Source organism: Variovorax sp. AB1(2024) (assembly GCF_037482385.2).
GTDB lineage: Bacteria > Pseudomonadota > Gammaproteobacteria > Burkholderiales > Burkholderiaceae_C > Variovorax.
Map to the genome: position 1 here is coordinate 2,882,587 of NZ_JBBHKP020000001.1, position 20,290 is coordinate 2,902,876.

General features: G+C 68.4%; 15 protein-coding genes and 1 pseudogene. 9 read left to right on the forward strand and 7 right to left on the reverse strand.

Features of this window, described 5'->3' with window-relative positions; translation table 11 throughout:
* Positions 1-36: 36 nt before the first annotated feature.
* The 3 genes from WIX39_RS13440 to WIX39_RS13450 all read left to right on the forward strand — a co-directional run bounded on the left by WIX39_RS13440 (position 37) and on the right by WIX39_RS13450 (position 8,369).
* Positions 37-3,153, forward strand: a complete 3,117-nt coding sequence (locus WIX39_RS13440) for an efflux RND transporter permease subunit (RefSeq protein WP_106935059.1) — start codon at positions 37-39, stop codon at positions 3,151-3,153.
* Between the two features lie 418 nt (positions 3,154-3,571).
* Positions 3,572-6,871 (forward strand): efflux RND transporter permease subunit, encoded by a 3,300-nt coding sequence (locus tag WIX39_RS13445; RefSeq protein WP_409195199.1) that lies wholly within the window; start codon positions 3,572-3,574, stop codon positions 6,869-6,871.
* Between the two features lie 10 nt (positions 6,872-6,881).
* Positions 6,882-8,369, forward strand: coding sequence for an efflux transporter outer membrane subunit (locus tag WIX39_RS13450; protein WP_409195200.1), 1,488 nt, complete (start codon positions 6,882-6,884; stop codon positions 8,367-8,369).
* Positions 8,370-8,433: 64 nt separating this feature from the next.
* Here WIX39_RS13450 and WIX39_RS13455 read toward each other — a convergent pair whose 3' ends face one another.
* Complete coding sequence (locus tag WIX39_RS13455; RefSeq protein ID WP_409195201.1) at positions 8,434-8,799, reverse strand: SPW repeat protein; 366 nt, start codon at positions 8,797-8,799, stop codon at positions 8,434-8,436.
* Between the two features lie 344 nt (positions 8,800-9,143).
* On the opposite strand from WIX39_RS13455, the gene WIX39_RS13460 reads away from it, so the two are divergent.
* Entirely contained in the window at positions 9,144-9,833 is a 690-nt protein-coding gene (locus WIX39_RS13460; RefSeq protein WP_409196342.1) for a GntR family transcriptional regulator, read from the forward strand.
* 18 nt (positions 9,834-9,851) lie between these two features.
* On the opposite strand, the gene WIX39_RS13465 is transcribed toward WIX39_RS13460, so the two are convergent.
* Positions 9,852-9,983: a hypothetical protein gene (locus WIX39_RS13465; protein WP_409195202.1), complete on the reverse strand. Its 132-nt coding sequence runs from the start codon at positions 9,981-9,983 to the stop codon at positions 9,852-9,854.
* Between the two features lie 18 nt (positions 9,984-10,001).
* On the opposite strand from WIX39_RS13465, the pseudogene WIX39_RS13470 reads away from it, so the two are divergent.
* A pseudogene (locus tag WIX39_RS13470) lies at positions 10,002-10,121 on the forward strand (arylsulfatase); the annotation flags it as partial.
* Here the strand turns inward: WIX39_RS13470 and WIX39_RS13475 are convergent.
* A complete protein-coding gene (locus tag WIX39_RS13475) occupies positions 10,113-10,997 on the reverse strand; it encodes a hypothetical protein (RefSeq protein WP_409195203.1) in 885 nt (294 codons plus the stop codon). The pseudogene WIX39_RS13470 and the gene WIX39_RS13475 sit on opposite strands and share 9 nt — an antisense overlap.
* A gap of 154 nt (positions 10,998-11,151) precedes the next feature.
* Here WIX39_RS13475 and WIX39_RS13480 point away from each other — a divergent pair, with 154 nt between their 5' ends.
* The gene (locus WIX39_RS13480; protein WP_081266496.1) at positions 11,152-11,976 is read left to right on the forward strand and encodes an undecaprenyl-diphosphate phosphatase; all 825 of its coding nucleotides are present in this window, start codon (positions 11,152-11,154) and stop codon (positions 11,974-11,976) included.
* Between the two features lie 11 nt (positions 11,977-11,987).
* Here WIX39_RS13480 and WIX39_RS13485 read toward each other — a convergent pair whose 3' ends face one another.
* The 4 genes from WIX39_RS13485 to WIX39_RS13500 are packed head-to-tail and all read right to left on the reverse strand — an operon-like array spanning position 11,988 to position 16,678.
* Complete coding sequence (locus WIX39_RS13485; protein WP_409195204.1) at positions 11,988-13,904, reverse strand: sensor histidine kinase; 1,917 nt, start codon at positions 13,902-13,904, stop codon at positions 11,988-11,990.
* Positions 13,814-14,518 carry a response regulator transcription factor gene (locus WIX39_RS13490; RefSeq protein ID WP_106935049.1) on the reverse strand — a complete coding sequence of 235 codons (705 nt, stop codon included), beginning with the start codon at positions 14,516-14,518 and terminating at the stop codon, positions 13,814-13,816. Before WIX39_RS13490 ends, WIX39_RS13485 begins: the two co-directional genes overlap by 91 nt.
* A 42-nt stretch (positions 14,519-14,560) precedes the next feature.
* The gene (locus WIX39_RS13495; RefSeq protein ID WP_106935048.1) at positions 14,561-15,193 is read right to left on the reverse strand and encodes a GNAT family N-acetyltransferase; all 633 of its coding nucleotides are present in this window, start codon (positions 15,191-15,193) and stop codon (positions 14,561-14,563) included.
* A gap of 54 nt (positions 15,194-15,247) precedes the next feature.
* Complete coding sequence (locus WIX39_RS13500) at positions 15,248-16,678, reverse strand: PLP-dependent aminotransferase family protein (protein ID WP_106935047.1); 1,431 nt, start codon at positions 16,676-16,678, stop codon at positions 15,248-15,250.
* A gap of 157 nt (positions 16,679-16,835) precedes the next feature.
* On the opposite strand from WIX39_RS13500, the gene WIX39_RS13505 reads away from it, so the two are divergent.
* Genes WIX39_RS13505 through WIX39_RS13515 form a run of 3 tightly spaced genes read left to right on the forward strand, consistent with a single transcriptional unit; the run spans position 16,836 to position 20,282 of the window.
* The gene (locus WIX39_RS13505) at positions 16,836-18,446 is read left to right on the forward strand and encodes an ABC transporter substrate-binding protein (RefSeq protein ID WP_081266500.1); all 1,611 of its coding nucleotides are present in this window, start codon (positions 16,836-16,838) and stop codon (positions 18,444-18,446) included.
* Between the two features lie 4 nt (positions 18,447-18,450).
* A complete protein-coding gene (locus tag WIX39_RS13510; RefSeq protein WP_081266501.1) occupies positions 18,451-19,392 on the forward strand; it encodes an ABC transporter permease in 942 nt (313 codons plus the stop codon).
* 17 nt (positions 19,393-19,409) lie between these two features.
* Entirely contained in the window at positions 19,410-20,282 is an 873-nt protein-coding gene (locus WIX39_RS13515) for an ABC transporter permease (RefSeq protein ID WP_081266502.1), read from the forward strand.
* The last annotated feature ends 8 nt before the right edge of the window (positions 20,283-20,290 follow it).

Genomic DNA, 20,290 nt, shown 5'->3' on the forward strand with positions numbered 1-20,290 from the left:
AACAGACAGACCGACCGACCGCAAGCGCCGCGACCGATGAGTCCCTCACGCCCGTTCATTCTTCGACCGGTGGCGACTTCGCTGCTGATGGTCGCCATCGTGCTGGCCGGCCTGGTGGCGTTCCGCTTCCTGCCGCTGTCGGCCCTGCCGCAGGTCGACTACCCGACCATCCAGGTGCAGACGCTCTACCCCGGGGGCAGCCCCGAGGTCATGAGCAACACCGTCACCGCGCCGCTGGAGCGCCAGTTCGGCCAGATGTCGGGGCTCGACCGCATGAGCTCGACCAGCGCGGCCGGCGTGTCGATCATCACGCTGCAGTTCTCGCTCGGCCAGACGCTGGACGTGGCCGAGCAGGAGGTGCAGGCCGCCATCAATGCCGGCGGTTCGCTGCTGCCAGCCGACCTGCCGGCACCGCCGGTGTACGCCAAGGTCAACCCGGCCGACGCGCCGGTGCTCACGCTGTCCATCACCTCCGACACGCTGCCGCTCACCGAGGTGCAGAACCTGGTCAACACCCGGCTCGCGCAGAAGATCAGCCAGGTCTCCGGCGTGGGGCTGGTGTCGCTGAGCGGCGGGCAGCGCCCGGCGGTGCGCATCCAGGCCAACACGCAGGCGCTGGCCACCAACGGCATCGGGCTGGACACGCTGCGCACCGCCATCGCGGCGGCCAACTCCAACGGCGCCAAGGGCAGCTTCGACGGCCCCAAGCGCTCCTACACCATCAATTCGAACGACCAGCTGCTCACGGTCGATGACTACAAGAACCTCATCGTCTCGTACAAGAACGGCGCGCCGATCCGCATGGTCGACGTGGCCCAGGTGGTCAACAGCGCCGAGAACACACAGCTCAGCGCCTGGGCCGGCAGCAAGGTCGACGGCAGCACCAGGCTGACCCCGGCCATCATCATGAACGTGCAGCGCCAGCCCGGCGCCAACGTGATCGCCACGGTCGACGCCATCAAGGCGCAGCTGCCCGAGCTGCAGGCCGGCCTGCCCACCGGGCTGAACATCTCCGTGCTGAGCGACCGCACGGCCGGCATCCGCGCCTCGGTGGAGCACGTCGAGATGGAGCTGGTGCTGGCCGTGGTGCTGGTGGTACTGGTGATCTTCGCCTTCCTGGGCAGCCTGCGCGCCACCGTCATCGCCAGCATCGCGGTGCCCATTTCGCTCATCGGCACCTTCGGGCTGATGTACCTGCTGGGCTACAGCCTGAACAACCTGAGCCTGATGGCGCTGACCATTGCCACCGGCTTCGTGGTGGACGACGCGATCGTGATGATCGAGAACATCGCGCGCTACATCGAGGAGGGCGAAAAACCGCTGCAGGCCGCCTTCAAGGGCGCCACGCAGATCGGCTTCACCATCATCTCGCTGACGGTGTCGCTCATCGCGGTGCTGATTCCGCTGCTGTTCATGGGCGACGTGGTGGGCCGGCTGTTCCGCGAGTTCGCGGTGACGCTGGCCATCACCATCCTGATTTCGGCGGTGGTGTCGCTCACGCTGGTGCCGATGATGTCGGCGCGCTGGCTCAAGCACGAGCCGAAGCGCGACACCGCCAGCCAGGGCCTCGGCGCGCGCGCGCAGCGCTTCTTCGACGGCGTGATGGTGCGCTACGACCGTTCGCTGCACTGGGTGATCGACCACCAGCCGCTCACGCTGCTGGTCGCGCTGCTCACCATGGTGCTCACGGTGGTGCTGTACCTCTCGATTCCGAAGGGCCTGTTCCCGACGCAGGACACCGGGCAGCTGCAGGCGCGCATCCAGGCCGCGCAGGACGTGTCCTTCGACCGCATGGCGCAGCTGCAGCAGCAGGCGGCGCACGCCATCCTCGAGGACGCCGACGTGGAGAACCTCAGCTCCTTCGTGGGCGTGGACGCGGCCAACAACACCATGCTGCACACCGGCAGCATGCTGATCAACCTGAAGCCCGGCCATGACAACCAGCAGAAGATCATGGACCGGCTGCGCGAGCGCGTGCGCGGCGTGGCCGGCGTCACGCTCTACCTGCAGCCCACGCAGGACCTGACCATCGACGCCGAGACCGGCCCGACCGAATACCGCGTGTCGCTCGAAGGCGTGGACAGCGCCGCCATCACCCAATGGATGACGAAGCTGGTGGCGCGGCTGCAGACCTCCGACAAGGTGCGCAACGTGAGCAGCGACGCGGGCGCGCAGGGCTTGGCGGCCTTCGTGAACGTGAACCGCGACACGGCCGCGCGACTGTCGATCACCGCGAGCACGGTGGACGACGCGCTCTACAGCGCTTTCGGCCAGCGCATCGTCTCGACCATCTTCACCGAGACCAACCAGTACCGGGTGATCCTCGAGGCCATGCCGGGCATGGTGAACACGCCGCAGAGCCTGGGCCAGCTCAGCCTGATTGCCGGCTCGGGCACGGCCACGCCGCTTTCGGCCATTGCCAACATCAGCGAGCAGCAGGCGCCGCTGCAGATCACGCACGTGGCGCAGTACCCGGCCAGCACGCTGAACTTCGACACCGCGCCGGGCGTGTCGCTCGGCTCCTCGGTCGACGCCATCCGCGCGGCGGCCAAGGAAATCGGGTTGCCCAGCAGCATCACCATGAGCTTCCTGGGCGCTTCGGGCGCGTACGAGCGCTCGCTGTCGAACCAGCTCTGGCTCATTCTGGCGGCGGTGGTGTGCGTCTACATCGTGCTGGGCGTGCTGTATGAAAGCTATGTGCATCCGCTCACCATTCTTTCGACGCTGCCCTCGGCCGGCGTGGGTGCGCTGCTGGCGCTCATGATCACCGGCAACGACCTGGGGGTGATCGGCATCATCGGCATCATCCTGCTGATCGGTATCGTCAAGAAGAACGCGATCATGATGATCGACTTCGCCATCGACGCCGAGCGCAATCAGGGCAAGTCGGCGCGCGAGGCGATCCACCAGGCGGCGCTGCTGCGCTTGCGGCCCATTCTCATGACCACGCTGGCCGCGCTGTTCGCCGCCGTGCCGCTGATGCTGAGCTTCGGCGACGGCGCCGAGCTGCGGCGCCCGCTGGGCCTGGCCATCTTCGGCGGCCTGATCGTGAGCCAGCTGCTCACGTTGTTCACCACGCCGGTGATCTATCTTGCGTTCGACCGGCTGGGTGGGGGAAGCACCCGGCGCACGATCGAGGAGGAAGCGGCTTGAACCGTTTGGCTGCTTGCCGGCTTGTTTTTCCGGGGCCGGGACTCGCCCCGGCGGGCGACTCACTTTCTTTTGCTTCGTTAAAAGAAAGTAAGCAAAGAAAAGGCGACCCCGCTGTCTGCGACCCCTGCGCTGCGCTACGGGGCAACCTGCGGTGCTCGTGTTTCGCGGGGTCTCGCAGAACTCGCTTCGCTCAAACAGCTGCGAGCCCTTGTCCGCGAAACGCTGCGCTCCTCGGCGCAGCCAGAGGGGAGGGGAACCCACTCGGGCCTTTGCTTCGCTCGGCCCCATGTGGCACAGCCGCTGCGCGGCTGCGCTTCCGCGCCGAGCGCAGGAATGGCGCGTCCGGTTTTCAACGCCCTTCTGGCTGCGCCGAGGAGCGGAGCGTTTCCGGCCTCAGCCCAACGCAAGGAGCGCAGCGATGAACCTCTCGCTGCCCTTCGTGCGCCGCCCCATCGGCACGGTACTCCTCACCATCGGCGTGGCGCTGGCCGGCATTGCCGCCTTCTTCGTGCTGCCGGTGTCGCCGCTGCCGCAGGTCGACTACCCGGTCATTTCCGTCAACGCGTCCATTCCGGGCGCGAGCCCCGAGACCATGGCCACCAGCGTGGCCACGCCGCTGGAGCGGCACCTGGGCACCATCGCGGGCGTCAACGAGATGACCTCGACCAGCTCGGTCGGTACCTCGCGCGTCACGCTGCAGTTCGACCTGAGCCGCGACATCAACGGCGCCGCGCGCGAAGTGCAGGCCGCCATCAGCGCCAGCCGGGTCGACCTGCCCGCCACGCTGCGCAGCAACCCGACCTACCGCAAGGCGAACCCGGCCTCGTCGCCGGTGATCATCCTGGCGCTCACCTCCAAGACCAAGACGCCGGGCCAGATCTACGACGCGGTCTCCAACATCGTGAGCCAGCGGCTGTCGCAGGTGGAGGGCGTGGGCGACGTCGAAATCGGCGGCGGCTCGCTGCCCGCTGTGCGCATCGAGCTGCTGCCGTTCGCGCTCAACCGCTACGGCATCAGCACCGAGGACGTGCGCGCCGCCATCCAGGCCTCCAACGCCAACCGGCCCAAGGGCATGGTGCAGGGCGAGGGCCGCAAGCTGCAGATCTACACCCAGACACCGGCCCTGCGCGCGAGCGACTACGCGCCCATGGTCATCGCATGGCGCAACGGCGCGGCGGTGCGGCTGCAGGACGTGGCCGAGGTGCTCGACGGCGTGGAAGACACGCGCACGCTGGGCCTGTTCAACGGCGAGCCCGCGATCATCGTGCTGATCACGCGGCAGCCCTCGGCCAACATCATCGAGACGGTCGACAGCGTGCGCGCGCTGCTGCCCGAGCTGCAGGCGCAGCTGCCGCCCGACGTCACGCTGCAGGTGGCCTCGGACAGCACCAACTCCATCCGCGGCTCGCTGCGCGAAGTCGAGCTCACGCTGGTCATCTCCGTCATCCTTGTGGTGCTGGTGGTGAGCCTGTTCCTGCGCAGCGTGCGCGCGACCATCGTGCCGGCGGTGGCCACGGTGGCGGCGCTGCTGGGCACCTTCGGGGTGATGTACCTGCTGGGCTTCAGCCTCAACAACCTGAGCCTGATGGCGCTGACGGTGGCCACGGGCTTCGTGGTGGACGACGCCATCGTGGTGCTGGAGAACACCAGCCGGCACATCGAGTCGGGCATGACGCGCATGAAGGCGGCCTTGCTGGGCGCCAAGGAAGTCGGCTTCACCGTGCTGTCGATCAGCGTGTCGCTGGTGGCGGTGTTCATTCCGCTGCTGTTCATGGGCGGGCAGGTGGGGCGTCTGTTCCGAGAGTTCGCGGTCACGCTGTCGGCGGCGGTGATGATCTCGCTCGTCATCTCGCTGACCACCACGCCCATGATGTGCGCCTGGATGCTCAAGCCCGGCGGCGAGCACGACAAGGACAAGCCGCAGGGCCGCCTGGGTCGCATGGCCGCGCGCAGCTACGACTGGGTGCTCAAGCGCTACGAGCACAGCCTCGACTGGGCGCTGGACAGCAAGGGGCTGGTCATGCTGATCCTGGTGGCGGTGGTCGGGCTCAACGTGTACCTGTTCAGCGCCACGCCCAAGGGCTTCTTCCCGCAGCAGGACAGCGGCCAGCTCAACGGCGGCCTGCGCGCCGACCAGAGCATTTCGTCCAAGGCCATGGCCGCCAAGCTGCGCGAGGTGGTCGACATCATCCGCGCCGACGAGGCGGTCGACACCGTGGTCGGCTTCACCGGCGGCAGCCGGGCGGGCGGCGGCTTCATGTTCGTCAACCTGAAGCCGGCCAGCCAGCGCAAGGACAGCGGGCTGGCCGTGATCGCGCGGCTGCGGCCCAAGCTCAATGCGGTGGCCGGCCTGCGCGTGTTCCTGGGCACCGTGCAGGACGTGCGCTCGGGCGGGCGCTCCAGCAACTCGACCTACCAGTACACGCTCAAGAGCGACAGCCTGGCCGACCTGCGCACCTGGGCCTCCAAGCTGGCCGACGAAATGAAGCTGCAGCCGGTGCTGACCGACATCGACACCGACCAGACCGAGAACGGCGTCGAGACCATGGCGCAGGTCGACAAGAACACCGCGAACCGGCTCGGCGTGACCTCCACCGCCGTGGACAACGCGCTGTACAACGCCTTCGGCCAGCGGCAGGTGGCGACCATCTACACCGAGCTCAACCAGTACCACGTGATCATGGAATGGGCGCCGCGCTACACGCTCAGCCCCAATGCGCTGAGCGACGTGTATGTGCCGGCCACCAGGACCACGGTGGTGGCGGGGCAGGCGGTGACCACGCAGGTCGCGGCGCCGACCACGACTTCCAATTCGGCGCAGTCGGGCAGCAAGACGGGCACGGGCACGGCCGCGGCTTCCGGTTCGAGCGCGTCCAGCACCTCGGTGCCGGTGTCGGCCAATCCGGCGCTGCGCAATGCCTCGTCGGGCAACGTGCTGAGCAACACGGCCACGTCCCTGGTGCCGCTGTCCGCGGTGGCGAAGTTCTATGAAAGCTCCGTGGCCACTTCGGTCAGCCACCAGGACGGCGAACTGGCGACCACCATCTCGTTCAACCTGGTGGAAGGCGCCAACCTGGGCGACGCCCGCGAAGCCATCGCCAAGGCCGAGGCCAACATCGCCATGCCGACCAACGTGCGCGGCGCGTTCGCGGGCACGGCGGCGAGCGCGCAGCAGTCGCAGAGCCAGCAGGCCATGCTGATCCTGGCGGCGCTGGTCGTCATCTACATCGTGCTGGGCATCCTGTACGAGAGCCTGGTGCACCCGATCACCGTGCTGTCGACGCTGCCTTCGGCCGGCGTAGGCGCGGTGCTGGCGCTGCTGATGTTCCGCATGGAGTTCTCGATCATTGCGCTGATCGGCGTGTTCCTGCTGATCGGCATCGTCAAGAAGAACGCCATCCTGATCATCGACTTTGCGCTGGAGGCCGAGCGCTCGCGCGGCCTCAGCCCGCTGGAGGCGGTGCGCGAGGCCTGCCTGCTGCGCTTCCGCCCCATCCTCATGACCACCATGGCCGCCGCGCTGGGCGCGCTGCCGCTGGCCATCGGCTTCGGCGAAGGCGCCGAGCTGCGCCGGCCGCTGGGCGTGGCCATCATCGGCGGGCTGATCGCCAGCCAGATGCTGACCCTGCTGACCACGCCGGTGGTCTACCTGCTGCTGGACAAGCTGCGCCGCCGCAGCGCCCACGAACACGAACTGAGCCGTGCCACGACCGCCTGAGACCATCGCCATGAAAGCACTGCTTCCTTCTTCTCCTTTCCGCGCGCCGGGCCGCCTTTCGCTTTCGGCGCTCGCGCTGGCCGCGCTGCTCGCGGGCTGCTCGGTCGGCCCGCTCTACCACCAGCCCGTGACCGCATTGCCCAACGACTGGAAGGAGCAGAAGGCCGCCGAAGGCTGGCTGCCCGCCGCGCCGGCCGACGCGCTGGACCGCGGCGAGTGGTGGAAGCTGTTCGGCGACCCGACGCTCGACGAGCTGGCCTCGCGGGTGCAGGTGTCGAACCAGAACATCGCCGCGGCGGTCGCCAACTACGCCAATGCGCAGGCGCTGGTGCGCGGGCAGCGAGCGGGGCTGTTCCCGCAGGTGTCGCTCAACGGATCCGGCAGGCGCTCGGACACGGGCAGCACCAGTCCTTCCAACGCTTTCTCCGCGACGCTCGACGCGACCTGGGCACCCGACGTCTGGGGCCGGCTGCGCGAGTCGGTGAACAGCGCGTCGGCCAATGCGCAGGCCAGCGAGGCCGACCTGGCATCGGCGCGCCTGTCGGCCATCGGCAACCTGGCCACCAACTACCTCTCGCTGCGCGAGGCCGACGTGGAGATCGGGCTGCTCGACCAGACCATCGAAGGCTACGAGCGCGCCTACACCATCACCAGCAACCGCTACAACGCCGCCATCGCCGCGCAGTCCGACGTGCTGCAGGCGCAGAGCCAGCTGGCCACGGCCCGCGCCACGCGCCTGTCGCTGGTGCGCAACCGGGCCACCTACGAGCACGCCATCGCGATGCTGGTGGGCGCGGTGCCGGCCGATTTCAGCCTGCCGCCCGCGGCGTGGAAGCAGACCGTGCCCGGCATTCCGACCGGCGTGCCTTCGACCCTGCTGCAGCGCCGGCCCGACATCGCGTCCGCCGAGCGCTCGGTGGCCTCGGCCAATTCGCAGATCGGCATCGCGCGTTCGGCCTATTTCCCGAGCTTCAACCTCAGCGCGGCAGTCGGCGGCAGCGCCAGCCGGGTCGGCGACCTGTTCAATGCGTCGAATTCGCTCTGGTCGCTCGGCCTCTCGGCGGCGCAGGTGCTGTTCGACGCAGGTGCCATCTCGGCCAACGTGGACGCGGCCAAGGCCAGCTACGACGCCAGCGTGGCGCGCTATCGCCAGACCGTGCTCGCCGCGTTCCAGGGCGTGGAAGACCAGCTCACCGCGGGCGCCACGCTGGCGCAGCAGGAAGGCATGTACCGCGAGGCCTCCGCGGCCGCGGACAAGACCGAGCAGATCCTGCTCAACCAGTACCGCTCGGCCCTGGTGGCCTACACCGACGTGGTGACTGCCCAGGTGGCTGCACTGAACGCGCGGCGCACTCTGGTGCAGGTGCAGCTCAACAGGCAGCTTGCTGCCGTCTCGCTGATCCAGGCGCTCGGCGGCGGCTGGCATGCGGGCTGGATGGAAGGCGAGGCGCAGCCAGGGCAGCCTGCCGCCTCACCGGCCTCAGCCGCCAGGCCGTGATCGCCTGATCACCCGGCCCCCGTCGGGGGAGGCGCCGGGTCACGTTCCGATGACGCGTCGCCGGTCAGTGCGCCGGACGGTCCATCGCATGGCCGAGATAGTCCTTGTCGGTCACCAGCACCCACAGCGCCAGAACCAGGATCACCGCGGCCACGAGCACTGCGTTGATCAAGGCCGTTTCCGAGCCGCGGAACCCGACCAGCCAGGGCGACACCGCGAGCCAGGCCGCCAGCGCGACCTCGGTCCATTCTTCCCACTGTCGCGGCACGAAGGTCGCGCCCAGCGCCACGGCGCCCAGCAGGATGCCGGTCGCCACCATCGTCCACATCGCGGACTGCATGTCCGAAAAGCCCAGGACCCAGGGCGAGACGATGAGCCACGCGCCGGCGACGGCGTTGACTGGATCCTGCCAATGCTTGACTTGTTTCATGGCTGTTACTCCTGTCGCGACAAGGCATCGCGCCAGTTTTTGACCTTCATTTCAGAACGCGGTTCCGTTTTGCGGGCTTCGCCGGGCAGAAATATAAAAAAATGCACCTAAAAGGTGCTGTTTAGTACTTCCCAAGTACGACTACAGTGATTATTCTTAAATGTGTTAGTAAATGTTATAAATTTTTGCCTGTTCATCGAAAAAGTCCGAAAACTGATTTTTACGGAAATCGGGGATATGAAGCTTTGATACCGGGCCGTACCATCCGCGCGGCCCGATCCCGGGCGCACCGTTTCCGATTTCCGATGACCCCCCCAGATACCTCCCGGACACGCGCGTTGTCCGTGGCCGATACGCTGCGCAATCGCATCTTCGACGGTGCGATCGCACCCGGTTCCCACCTGATGGAGATCACCCTCGCCAACGAGCTGGGCGTGTCGCGCACGCCTGTGCGCGGCGCGATGGCGCGGCTGGCCGACGAGGGGTTGCTGGTCTATCTGCCGAACAAGGGTTTCCAGGTGCGCCGCTTCAACGCCAAGGACGTGTTCGACGCCTTCAGCGTGCGCGCCAACCTCGAAGGCATGGGCTGCCGCATCGTCGGCGAGCGCGGGCTGGACGGCTCCGCGCTGGAACAACTGGTGGCCATGCTCGCAGAGCAGCACGAGGTGATGCGCTCCGACGGCTGGAGCGACGAACGCGCCACGCGCTGGCACGACCTGAACCTCGACTTCCACCGCAAGCTGCTCATGCTGGCCGAGAACCGCTGGCTGAGCGAGGCGGTAGGCCGCGCCTACCAGCTGCCGATCATCTTCGACAGCAATCTGCGCCCGCACAACCGCGACGCGTCGTTGCCGCTCTACCACCGCGCGCAAGCCGAGCGGGCGCTGGAAGAACACCGCCAGATCGTCGAGTCGCTCAGCCGCGGTGAAGCCGTCGACGCCGAGGCGCTCATGCGCGAGCACATCACCGCCAACCGCGACCTGCTGGTGCGCCACCTCGGCAAGCAGAGCGGCCGGGTGCGCGCGCTGGCCTGACCCGGTCGGCGCGGGGCTTCAGCCTCCGCGCACCGCCGGCGGCACCAGGTACGCCCCCGATTCGAACAACTGTGCTTCGGTCTGGTCGATGCGCCGGATACCCGGCTTGCCCGCGCGGCTGGCCAGCAGTTCGACCAGCGCCTCCGTCAACGCGGGCCCTGCATCGAGGCGGTGGCGCAGTTCAGCATGGCGCGGGCGCGCGCCGCCTGCGAAGCGGCCAGCGGCCTGCCGGTGCTGACTACCGTCGACAGCGCGGTGCGCGCGCTGCGCCGGCGCTCATCAGCGTGAGGCGCGCGTGCTTTCGATGACCGAGAACAGCGCCGTCATCGCGATCTGCGCCGCATCGCCGCGGCCCAGCCGGCGCGTGACCAGGCTCTCGCGGTCGGTGCCCTCCAGGCCCTGCGACAGGCGCCGGTATATGTCCGCCGAAGGCATGGTCGCCGACGTGCCGAGCGCGTCGCAGTACGTGTCGGCGAGGATGCGTGTGAGCTCCTCGCTCTGCGCGTTCGACAGCTTCATCGGGTCGCCCGCGAAGACGGCGGCAATGCAGCGCAGCAGGTAGGCCTGCGTCTCCAGCGAGAACGACTGCTGCCGCACATAGCACTCGAAGGCGCCCCAGAACAGCGCCTCGGAGGTGCGGCGCCAGCTCTCGAGCACCTTGCGCGCCTTGGCCACCAGGTCGGCATGCGCGTCGCCGGGCTCGGTCGGGCGCAGGGCCAGCCCCTGAAGGGTGAGCGAGACCTCCGGCGCGGCGGCGCCGAGGATGAAGCTCCAGAACTTCCAGCGGGCGTACCACTTCTTGTCGTGCGCCGGGTCCAGCGGCTCGAGCAGCCAGAAGTCGATGCTCTGGGCCGCGTCGGTGCGCTGTCCGGCGGCGATGCCGTCACCCAGGTCCAGCTCCTGCATGACCGATTCCATGCGGTCGGCGGCAATGTGCCCCTGCGCCACGATGCCGGTGCCGTGGCCGGCGCGGTCGATCTCGCGCAGCCGTTGCATCAGCTGGCGCAACTCGCCGGCCGAGGCACCGGTGGCCCGGACCACCCGCCGCATCGATGCGCACTGCTCCTCCTCGATGTCCCGCGCGTTCTTGCGGCGGTCCTCGCCATGGTCTTCGGCAGTCGAGACATGCTCTTCGAGGCGGTCCGCGAGGGTGGAGGTGGGCATCGGTGAAACTCCCCCGGATCAACCCGTCCGGGCGGTTTCCACTATGGGTCAACGCGGCGCCGCGGCATATCACCTGAACTAGGTATGCTGACCTGCACCTGAACGCCGGACGCCGGCGCCATCGTGATAATTGCGGCTCTTTCAAGGAGTACGCGTGGACATCGTTTTGCTGGTCAAGGCCGCCATCATGGGCATCGTGGAGGGGCTGACCGAATTCCTGCCGATCTCGTCGACCGGCCACCTCATTCTTGCCGGCTCGCTGCTCGGCTTCGACGACGACAAGGCCAAGGTCTTCGACATCGCCATCCAGACCGGCGCGATCTTCGCGGTGGTGCTGGTCTACTGGGAAAAGATCAGGTCGACCGTGGTCGCGCTGCCCCGGCAGCCGCGGGCGCAGCGGCTGGCGCTGAACATCTTCATCGGCTTCCTGCCGGCAGTAGTGCTGGGCCTGCTGTTCGGCAAGGTCATCAAGGCGCACCTGTTCATCCCGACCGTGGTGGCAAGCACCTTCATCATCGGCGGCTTCATCATTCTCTGGGCCGAAAAGCGGCCGCCGGGCTCGGTGCGCATCGAGCATGTGGACGACATGACGCCCTGGGATGCGCTCAAGGTCGGACTGGTGCAGTGCTTCGCGATGATCCCCGGCACCAGCCGCAGCGGCTCGACCATCATCGGCGGCATGCTGCTGGGGCTGTCGCGGCAGGCGGCTACCGACTTCTCTTTCTTCCTGGCCATCCCGACGCTCATCGGCGCGGGCGTGTACAGCCTCTACAAGGAGCGCGCGCTGCTGTCGGTGGCCGACATTCCGCTGTTCGCCGTGGGGCTGGTGTTCTCGTTCGTGAGTGCGTGGCTGTGCGTGCGCTGGCTGCTGCGCTACATCAGCACCCACAACTTCGTTCCGTTCGCCTGGTATCGCATCGTGTTCGGCATCGTCGTGCTCGCCACGGCGTGGACCGGCACGGTGGTCTGGGCCGACTGAGGCAGTTCCGTTCAGGCCTGCGCGGCCAGCGGCATGCGCAGCAGCACCTGCGTTTCGCCGGGCCGTGACTGCAGCTGCAGCTGCGCCCCGAGCCGCCGCGCGCGGGCATGCAGGCTGCGCAGGCCAGCACCGGCGACTCTTTCTATGTTCTCCACGGCAAAGCCCCGGCCGTCGTCTCGCACGCTGAGCCGAAGCTCCGCACCGGCGCGCGCCACGCTCACGTCCACGCGCCGGCTGCCGCTGTGCTTGAGCACGTTGGTCAGCGCCTCCTGCAGGAAGCGCATCAGGTCGAGGCTCTGTGACGCGGGCAGCTCGAGCGTCTCGATGTTCGACACGCTCCAGCGGCAGTCGATGCCGTTGGCCTCCAGCAGCTGCGTGCTGCGGTAGCGCATCGGCGCCAGCAGCTCGCCCAGCGCGCGGGCGCCGTCGTCGCGGCCGGTGGCGTCGATGATCAGCCGCAGGTCGTCGCGCAGATGCTTGAGCATGGCGAGCAGCTCGGGCGCGCCGAGGTCCCCGGGCGTGCGCTCCAGCTTCGCGATGCTGCCCACCAGCATGCCGCCGAGGCCGTCGTGCAGGTCGCTCACCAGGTTCACACGCTCGCCGATGCGCGCATGCGTCAGCTCCAGCGCATGCTGCTGCGCCAGCGTGGCGGCCAGCTCGGCCTTGGCGGCGTTCACTTCCTCGATGAGTTCGGTGTTGAAGTTCTCGATGCGCTCGAGGCTCTTCACGAACTGCGCGGCCAGCGTCAGCGCCATGCCCAGCAGCAGGATGTACGAGGACATCGTCGTGTAGTAGGTGTTGCTGTCGATGATCTGCGTGAACACCAGCAGGTCGTGCGCATCGGTGAGCGCCGACACCGCCATGAACGGGGCGAGCGGGCGCATCGGGCTGTCGCGGTGGCGCAGGGCATGCACGATGGCGGTGCCGTTCACGGCCATGACCGTGAGCCCGCCCACCAGGGTCCAGACGGCGCGGTGCGCGATCAGGTCGGCACCGGGCGCCAGCCACAGGTCGAGCACGCCGGCCATCGCCAGCAGCAGCGCCGCGCCCTCCAGGCGCGGCATGCGCCGCCCGCAGAAGCGCAGCGCGAAGACCACGTAAGACACGCCGAACACCAGCAGCAGGGAAACGTTCAGCGCCTGCCAGCCATGGTTGCTGGCAAAGGGCCAGGGGCTGGTCGCGATCTGGTTGTAGCCGAACAGCAGCCACAGCACCGACATCAGCGCGAACCAGCCGTAGGCCGTCTCGCGCCGGCGCAGCAGCCACAGCGCGGCGAAGAAGGCCGAGGCCGCCGCGCTCACCGCCAGGCCCAGCACCTGCAGGTCGCGGCGTATCAGGCGCTCGCGCTCGAAATCCGCCTGCATTGCGGCCGGCGTGCCCAGGCTCACAGGCCCCAGCCCGGCCTGGTAGGCGAACAGGCCCGACACCCGCACCAGCAGCGTGTTGGTGCCGGGCTTGAGCAGCGGCGGCGCCAGCAGCCAGTAGCGCGGCGTGTTCCAGGCGCGCGTGAGCGGCTCGACCAGGCTGTCGTCGCGCGAGATCGGCGTGCCGTTGAGCGACACCTCGCCGGCCATGTTCAGGTAGTGCAGCAGCAGGCCGGCTTCGTGCACCTGCGCGGGCTGGTCCCAGGTCAGCCTGTACCAGACCACGCCGTCGAAGCCCGGCCAGCGCGCGGCCCAGCTGTCGGGCAGGGTGACGGGCGTCCAGCCCTCGGCGGGCGGGGCTGTGTCGTTCCAGCCGTTGCCGCGCACGGCCTCCACGCGCAGCGCGGGGGCCTCCGCGCCGGCCTGGGCAAAGGCCGCGGGGGCTGCAAGAAGGAAGAGGAGCAGCGCGCCCGTCAGCGCAGCAAGCCATGCCGCCGCGCCTGGAAGACGGCTTCGGTGCGCGAGTTGACGGCCAGCTTGCGGTAGATGTTCTTGGTGTGGCATTCCACGGTCAGTCTGGAGATCGACAGCGACTCTGCCATGTCGCGGTTGCTCAGGCCCTGCGACACGAGCTCGAGGATCTTGTGCTCGCGGCGCGTCAGCGCGGCCGGCGCCGCTTCGCCGGGGGCGCTGGCCTGTGCGTCGGCCGGTGGCTGCTGCGTCGCGAGCCAGCCGAGGATGTGGCGCGCGATGCTCGGGTCGATGGGCGCGCCGCCTTGCTGGATGCTGCGCAGCGCAATGCCCAGCTCGACGTCGTCGCGCTCCTTCAGCAGGTAGCCGATGGCGCCCGCGCGCAGTGCCGCAAAAATGATTTCCTCGGTGCGCCAGGCCGAGATCACCACCGCCGGCACGCCCGGGTGGTGCGCCCGCAGCCAGCCGATCAGTTCCACGCCGCTGCCGTCGGGCAGGCCGATGTCCACCAGCACCACGCCGTACTCATGTTCGCCGAGCAGTTGCCGCGCCCCCGCGACGCTGTCGGCAGCCGCAATGCGGTTGCCGTTGCAGCCGAGCGTGGACAGCACGTGGCGCAGGCGCTCCTGCATGGCCGGGTCGTCCTCGACGATGAGGGCGGGGCTCAGCGAGACAGGTTCTGCGTCTTCGACAGGGGCTCGGGACATTCGAGGGCTCTTCGGCCGGCGCGGCGCGAGGGTTGGAACGGGTCAGCCATTTTCCGTGCTGGGCGCCAAGTATGTCCCGGGCAGGCGGCACATGATCGCGTACGGCGAGCTCGTGACCGGCTCCAGGTGCCGCGCCGCCGTGCGAAAGCCCAGCCGCTCGTAGAACGCCACGCTGCGCGGCGTGAAGGTTTCCAGGAAGCAGGGCACGCCCGCCGCGTCGGCCTCGGCCAGCGTCGGCGCCAGCAGCCGGGCGCCCAGTCCGCGCCCCTGCGCGGCGGGAGAGACGCCCAGGATCGACAGGTACCAGGCACCTTCCGGCACCACGGCCGGCGCACGCGCGGCCATGAATTCGACGATGCGGTGGTAGTTGTGGTGGCCTCGCGGGCCCAGCGTTGCCAGGAGGAATTCGTTCTTCGCCGCCGATTCGGCCGCGTCCACCGACTCCGCGCGCGGCAGCAGCCAGGCGGCCGCGCCGAGCCGGCCGTCTTCCGTCGCCAGGCAGCGCCCGGTTCGCTCAGCCTCGCCCAGCGAGTAGCCGAAGTAGGAGGCCAGCACCGCCTTGCGGGCAGCCATGTCGTGCTCGAAATCGACGGAGATCGCGAGATAGAAGGGATCGACGATCAGTGCGTCGGCCAGCGCGGGCGTGGAGGGAAATTCGGATTCGGGCTTCTTCATGACCCGCGCGATTCTAGGCAGGGCAACCCCTTTTCCGGGTTTGCCGCGTCTGCCTCAGGCCGGGTCCGCCTTGGCCTTGGAGCGCAGCCTTTTCGCTTCTTGCGCCAGGAAGCGGTACAGCTTCGGGTCGTCGGCGTAGCCCACGTTGAAGCGCAGCCACGGCGTGGGCCGCAGATCGGTGCGAAAGAGGTCGCCAGGCGCCAGCAGGAAGCTCTCGGCAATGGCGCGTTGCGCCAGCGCGCGCATGTCGACATCGTCGCGCTCGAAGCGTGCCCACAGAAACGGCCCGCCCGCCGGCCGCGTGAACAGCTGCATGCCGGCCGCTTCCAGCCGGTCGCACACGGTGCGCTGCGCCGCCTGGAGCTGTTCGGCCAGCTTTGCCACGTGGGCCCGGTAGCGGCCTTCGACCAGCACGCCGTGCAGCAGCCGCTCGGTGAGCTCCGAGGTGGTGAGGCTGTTGACCATCTTCTGCAGGATCATCTTCTCGGCGAACTCCTCGCTGCAGGCGACGAAGCCCACGCGCAGCGCCGGCGACACCGTCTTGGAGAAGCTGCCGACATGGATCACGCGGCGCAGGCGGTCGAGGCTCGCGAGCGGGGTGGCCGCGCCCGGCGGCTCCAGGCCGGCCATCACGTCGTTGTCGACGATGTGGAAGTCGAGCTGCTCCGCCAGCCGCAGCATCTGGTACGCCACGGCCGGCGTGCACTGGCTGCCCGTGGGGTTGTGCAGGTTGCCGGACGTGAAGAAGGCCTTGGCGCCGTGGCGCTGCGCCAGCGCCTGCAGCGCCGCGAGGTCGGGGCCGTTCACGGTGCGCTCCACGCCCACCAGCTTCAGGTCCAGCGAGCGCAGCATCGCGTACAGGTTGGTGGAGCCGGGCTCGTCGACCAGCACCACGTCGCGCGGCTGCAGCAGGCAGCGCGCCACCAGGTTCAGCGCCTGCGAGGCGCCGTGCGTCAGCACGATCTGGTGCGGCGCGGTCTCGATGCCCTGCTGCGCGAGCAGCGTCTGTATCTGCTGGCGCAGCGGCAGGTAGCCATATGGCGTGCCGTAGCTCGCGATGCCGGTGCCCGGCTTGCGCGACAGCGCGGCCAGCGCGCGGCGCACACCGTCCATATGCAGCATCTCGGGCGGGATCCAGCCGCAGCCCGCGTTCAGCAGGGTGCGGTCGTCTTCGTACACGTGCTTCAGCAGCCACAGCGAGTCGACCGAGGTGCGCCCCAGGAAAGGCTTGCGCCGCGTGGCCGAACGCTCGGCCTCGGCCACGTAGTAGCCGCTGGCGCGCCGCGCCTCGACATGGCCCTCGGCCACCAGCCGCTGGTAGGCGTTGGTGACGGTCATGGTGCTCACGCCGCAGTCGGTGGCGAGCGCACGCACCGAAGGCAGCTTGTCGCCGGGCTTCATGGCGCTGGAGGCGATCTGCGCCAGCAGGGCGTCGTAGAGCTGGCGAACCAGGGGCGCGGGCAGCGAAGGATTGACAGTGATCACGGCAAGGCGTGCACGCTTCGTGTGCACGAAAAACCCCAACAAGGGGACAAACACGGGGCAGGCGAGCGACTGTTCTACTACAGACGATTCAAACTGTATATATGCATTTGTCCTGTCAGAGGACTCAATGGAGCCCTTGCCGTCTTCAGGAAATCACATGCAACCGCAGCTCTTTTCGCCTTCGCGCGCCGTGTTGTCGCGCCGCCTTGCCCGATGGGGCGCAGCCGTGCTCCTGGCCGGCGCGGCCGTCGTTCCCGCCGTGGCGCAGACCACCACGCTCAAGATCATTCCGAGCAGCAACATCACCGTGCTCGACCCGATCTGGACCACGGCCTACGTGACGCGCAACTTCGGCTACATGGTGTACGACACGCTGTTCGCCACCGACCTCGAAGGCCACATCAAGCCGCAGATGGTCGACAAGTGGAAGGTGTCGCCCGACAACAAGACCTGGACCTTCACGCTGCGCGACGGGCTGGAGTTCCACGACGGCAAGCCCGTCACCAGCGAGGACGCGGTCGCTTCCATCAAGCGCTGGGCGAGCCGCGACACCTTCGGCGCGCAGCTCGCCAAGGTGACGGAGCGCTACGAGACGCCCGATGCCAAGACCTTCTCCATCGTGCTGAAGGAGCCCTTCGGCCTGGTGCTCGAAGCGCTGGGCAAGCCCTCGTCGAACGTGCCGTTCATCATGCCCAAGCGCATTGCCGACACCTCGGGCGACACGCAGATCAAGGAGTCGATCGGCTCCGGGCCCTACGTCTTCAAGGCCGACGAGTTCCGCCCCGGCGAGCGCGTGGTGTTCACCAAGAACATGCGCTACAAGCCGCGCGCCGAGGCGCCCTCGGGCACGGCCGGCGGCAAGAACGTGTACGTGGACCGCGTGGAGTGGCTCATCATCCGCGACGCGCAGACGCAGATGAATGCGCTGCTCAACGGCGAGGCCGACATCCTCGAGCAGCCCGCCTTCGAGCAATACGCCACGCTGCGCACCAACCCCGACATCAAGCTGATCGACGCGCAGCCCGCGGGCAACCAGTTCATCCTGCGCTTCAACTTCCTGCAGCCGCCGTTCAACAACGAGAAGGTGCGCCGCGCCGCGTTGCTGGCGCTGGGGCAGGAAGCCTTCCTGCGCACGCAGGTGGGCACGCCGGGCCTCACGCGCTACTGCAAGAGCATGTTCCCGTGCGGCACGCTGTTCGAATCGGAGCAGACCGGCGACTACACCGGCGTGGCCAACCCGCAGAAGGCCAAGGCCCTGCTCGAGGAGGCCGGCTACAAGGGCGAGCCCGTGGTGCTGATGCGCCCGACCGACAACCCGACCATCGGCAAGCTGCCGCTGGTGGCCAAGCAGCAGCTGGAGCAGGCCGGCTTCAAGGTCGACATGCAGTCGATGGACTGGTCCACCCTGGTGGCGCGCCGCGCCAAGAAGGATGCCCCCTCGGCCGGCGGCTGGAGCGCGTTCATGACCTCGTGGACCGCCTCGGACATCCTCAACCCGATCACCATGGCCATGATGAACGCCAGCGGCGACAAGGGCTGGTTCGGCTGGCAGAACGACCCCAAGCTCGAAGAGATCAAGGTGCAGTTCGCCCAGGCCAAGACCGACGCCGACAAGAAGAAGCTGGCGCAGGCCGCGCAGCTGCGCGCCTTCGAGACCGCCACGCACGTGCCTGTCGGCCAGTACAACCAGCCCGCCGCGGTGCGCAAGAACGTGAGCGGCCTGGTGCCGGCCGGCGCGCAGGTGTACTGGAACATCAAGAAGCAATAAGCCCATGCTCACGTTCCTCGGCAAGCGCCTGCTCGCCACGCTGCCGGTGCTGCTGGTGGTGGCGCTCGCGATCTTCATGATCGTGCGCCTCACCCCCGGCGACCCGGCGGCCGTGATCGGCGGCAACAGCGCCACCAACGAAGACCTGGACCGCATCCGCGTTCAACTGGGCCTGACCCGCCCGCTGTGGGAGCAGTTCGCGATCTGGTGCAACGGCGTGCTGCACGGCGACCTGGGCTTCTCGTTCTTCCTGAACAAGCCGGTGACCGAGCTCATCGGCCAGCGCATGGAGCCCACGCTCTCGCTGGCCGGCGGCACGCTGCTGCTGGCGGTGGCCATCGCGCTGCCGCTGGGCACGCTGGCCGCATGGCGCATGGGCGGCTGGCTCGACAAGGCGGTCATGGCGTTCTCGGTGGCCGGCTTCTCGGTGCCGGTGTTCGTGGTCGGCTATGTGCTGATCTACCTGCTGGCGATGAAGCTGCAGTGGTTTCCGGTGCAGGGCTACCGGCGCATCGCCGACGGCGTGGGGCCGTGGCTGAACCAGCTGGTGCTGCCGTGCCTCACGCTGGCCATCACCTACGTGGCGCTGCTGTCGCGCGTCACGCGGGCGGCGGTGAGCGAAGCGCTGACCGAAGACTACATCCGCACCGCGCGCGCCAAGGGCATCACCGAGCTGGAAGTGCTCAAGCACCACGCGCTGCGCAATGCGGCGGTGCCGGTGGTCACGGTGATCGGCGTGAGCGCGGCGCTGCTGCTGGGCGGCGTGGTGGTCACCGAAACGGTGTTCGCGATTCCGGGCCTGGGCCAGCTCACGGTCGACGCGGTGCTCAACCGCGACTTTCCCGTGCTGCAGGGCGTGGTGCTGTTCTTCGCGGTGGTGTACGTGGCCGTCAACCTGCTGGTGGACCTGAGCTATCTCTTCATCGATCCGCGCATCCGCTATTGATTGAGTGAGTGACTGACATGAGCACCCTGAAAAGACTCTGGCGCAACACCGCCGTGCGCGGCGGCGTCGTCGTGCTGGCCGTGCTGGCGCTGCTGGGCGTGTTCGCGCCCTGGCTAGGTACCTTCGATCCTTCCGCCATGGACCCGAGCTTCATTTCGGTAGGCGCGGGCACCGCGGGGCAGGTGACCATGCCCGACGGCGCGCAGTTCGCCCACACCTTCTGGATGGGCAGCGACAGCGTGGGCCGCGACGTGTGGAGCCGCGTGCTCTACGGCACCCGCATCTCGATGACGGTGGGCCTGTTCACCGCCTTCGTCGCGATTGCCTTCGGCTGCCTGCTGGGCATGCTGGCCGGCTACTTCCGCGCCGTCGATGCGGTGCTGATGCGCGTGATGGACGGCGTGATGGCCATCCCCGCCGTGCTGCTCGCCATCACGCTGGTGGCGGTGCTGGGCGCCAGCCTGCCGACCGTGATCCTGGCCATTGCGGTGCCCGAGGTGCCGCGCGTGACCCGGCTGGTGCGGGCGCTGGTGATGAGCCTGCGCGACGAGCCCTTCGTGGAGGCCGCGCGTGCGCTGGCCACGGCCGACGCGACCATCCTGTGGCGCGACATCCTGCCGAACGCGCTGGCGCCGCTGATCGTGCAGGGCACCTTCATCGCGGCTTCGGCCGTGCTGACCGAAGCGATCCTGAGCTTCCTCGGCCTGGGCCTGCCGTCGGACGTACCGACCTGGGGAAACATCATGGCCGAGGGCCGCGTGCAGTTTTCGCAGAGCCCCGGCAACGTGCTGTTTCCCGCGCTGTTCCTGGTGCCCACGGTGCTGGCCATCAACATGCTGGGCGACGGCCTGCGCGACGTGCTCGATCCCAAGTTTTCCAAGCGCGTGTGAGGCGCCGA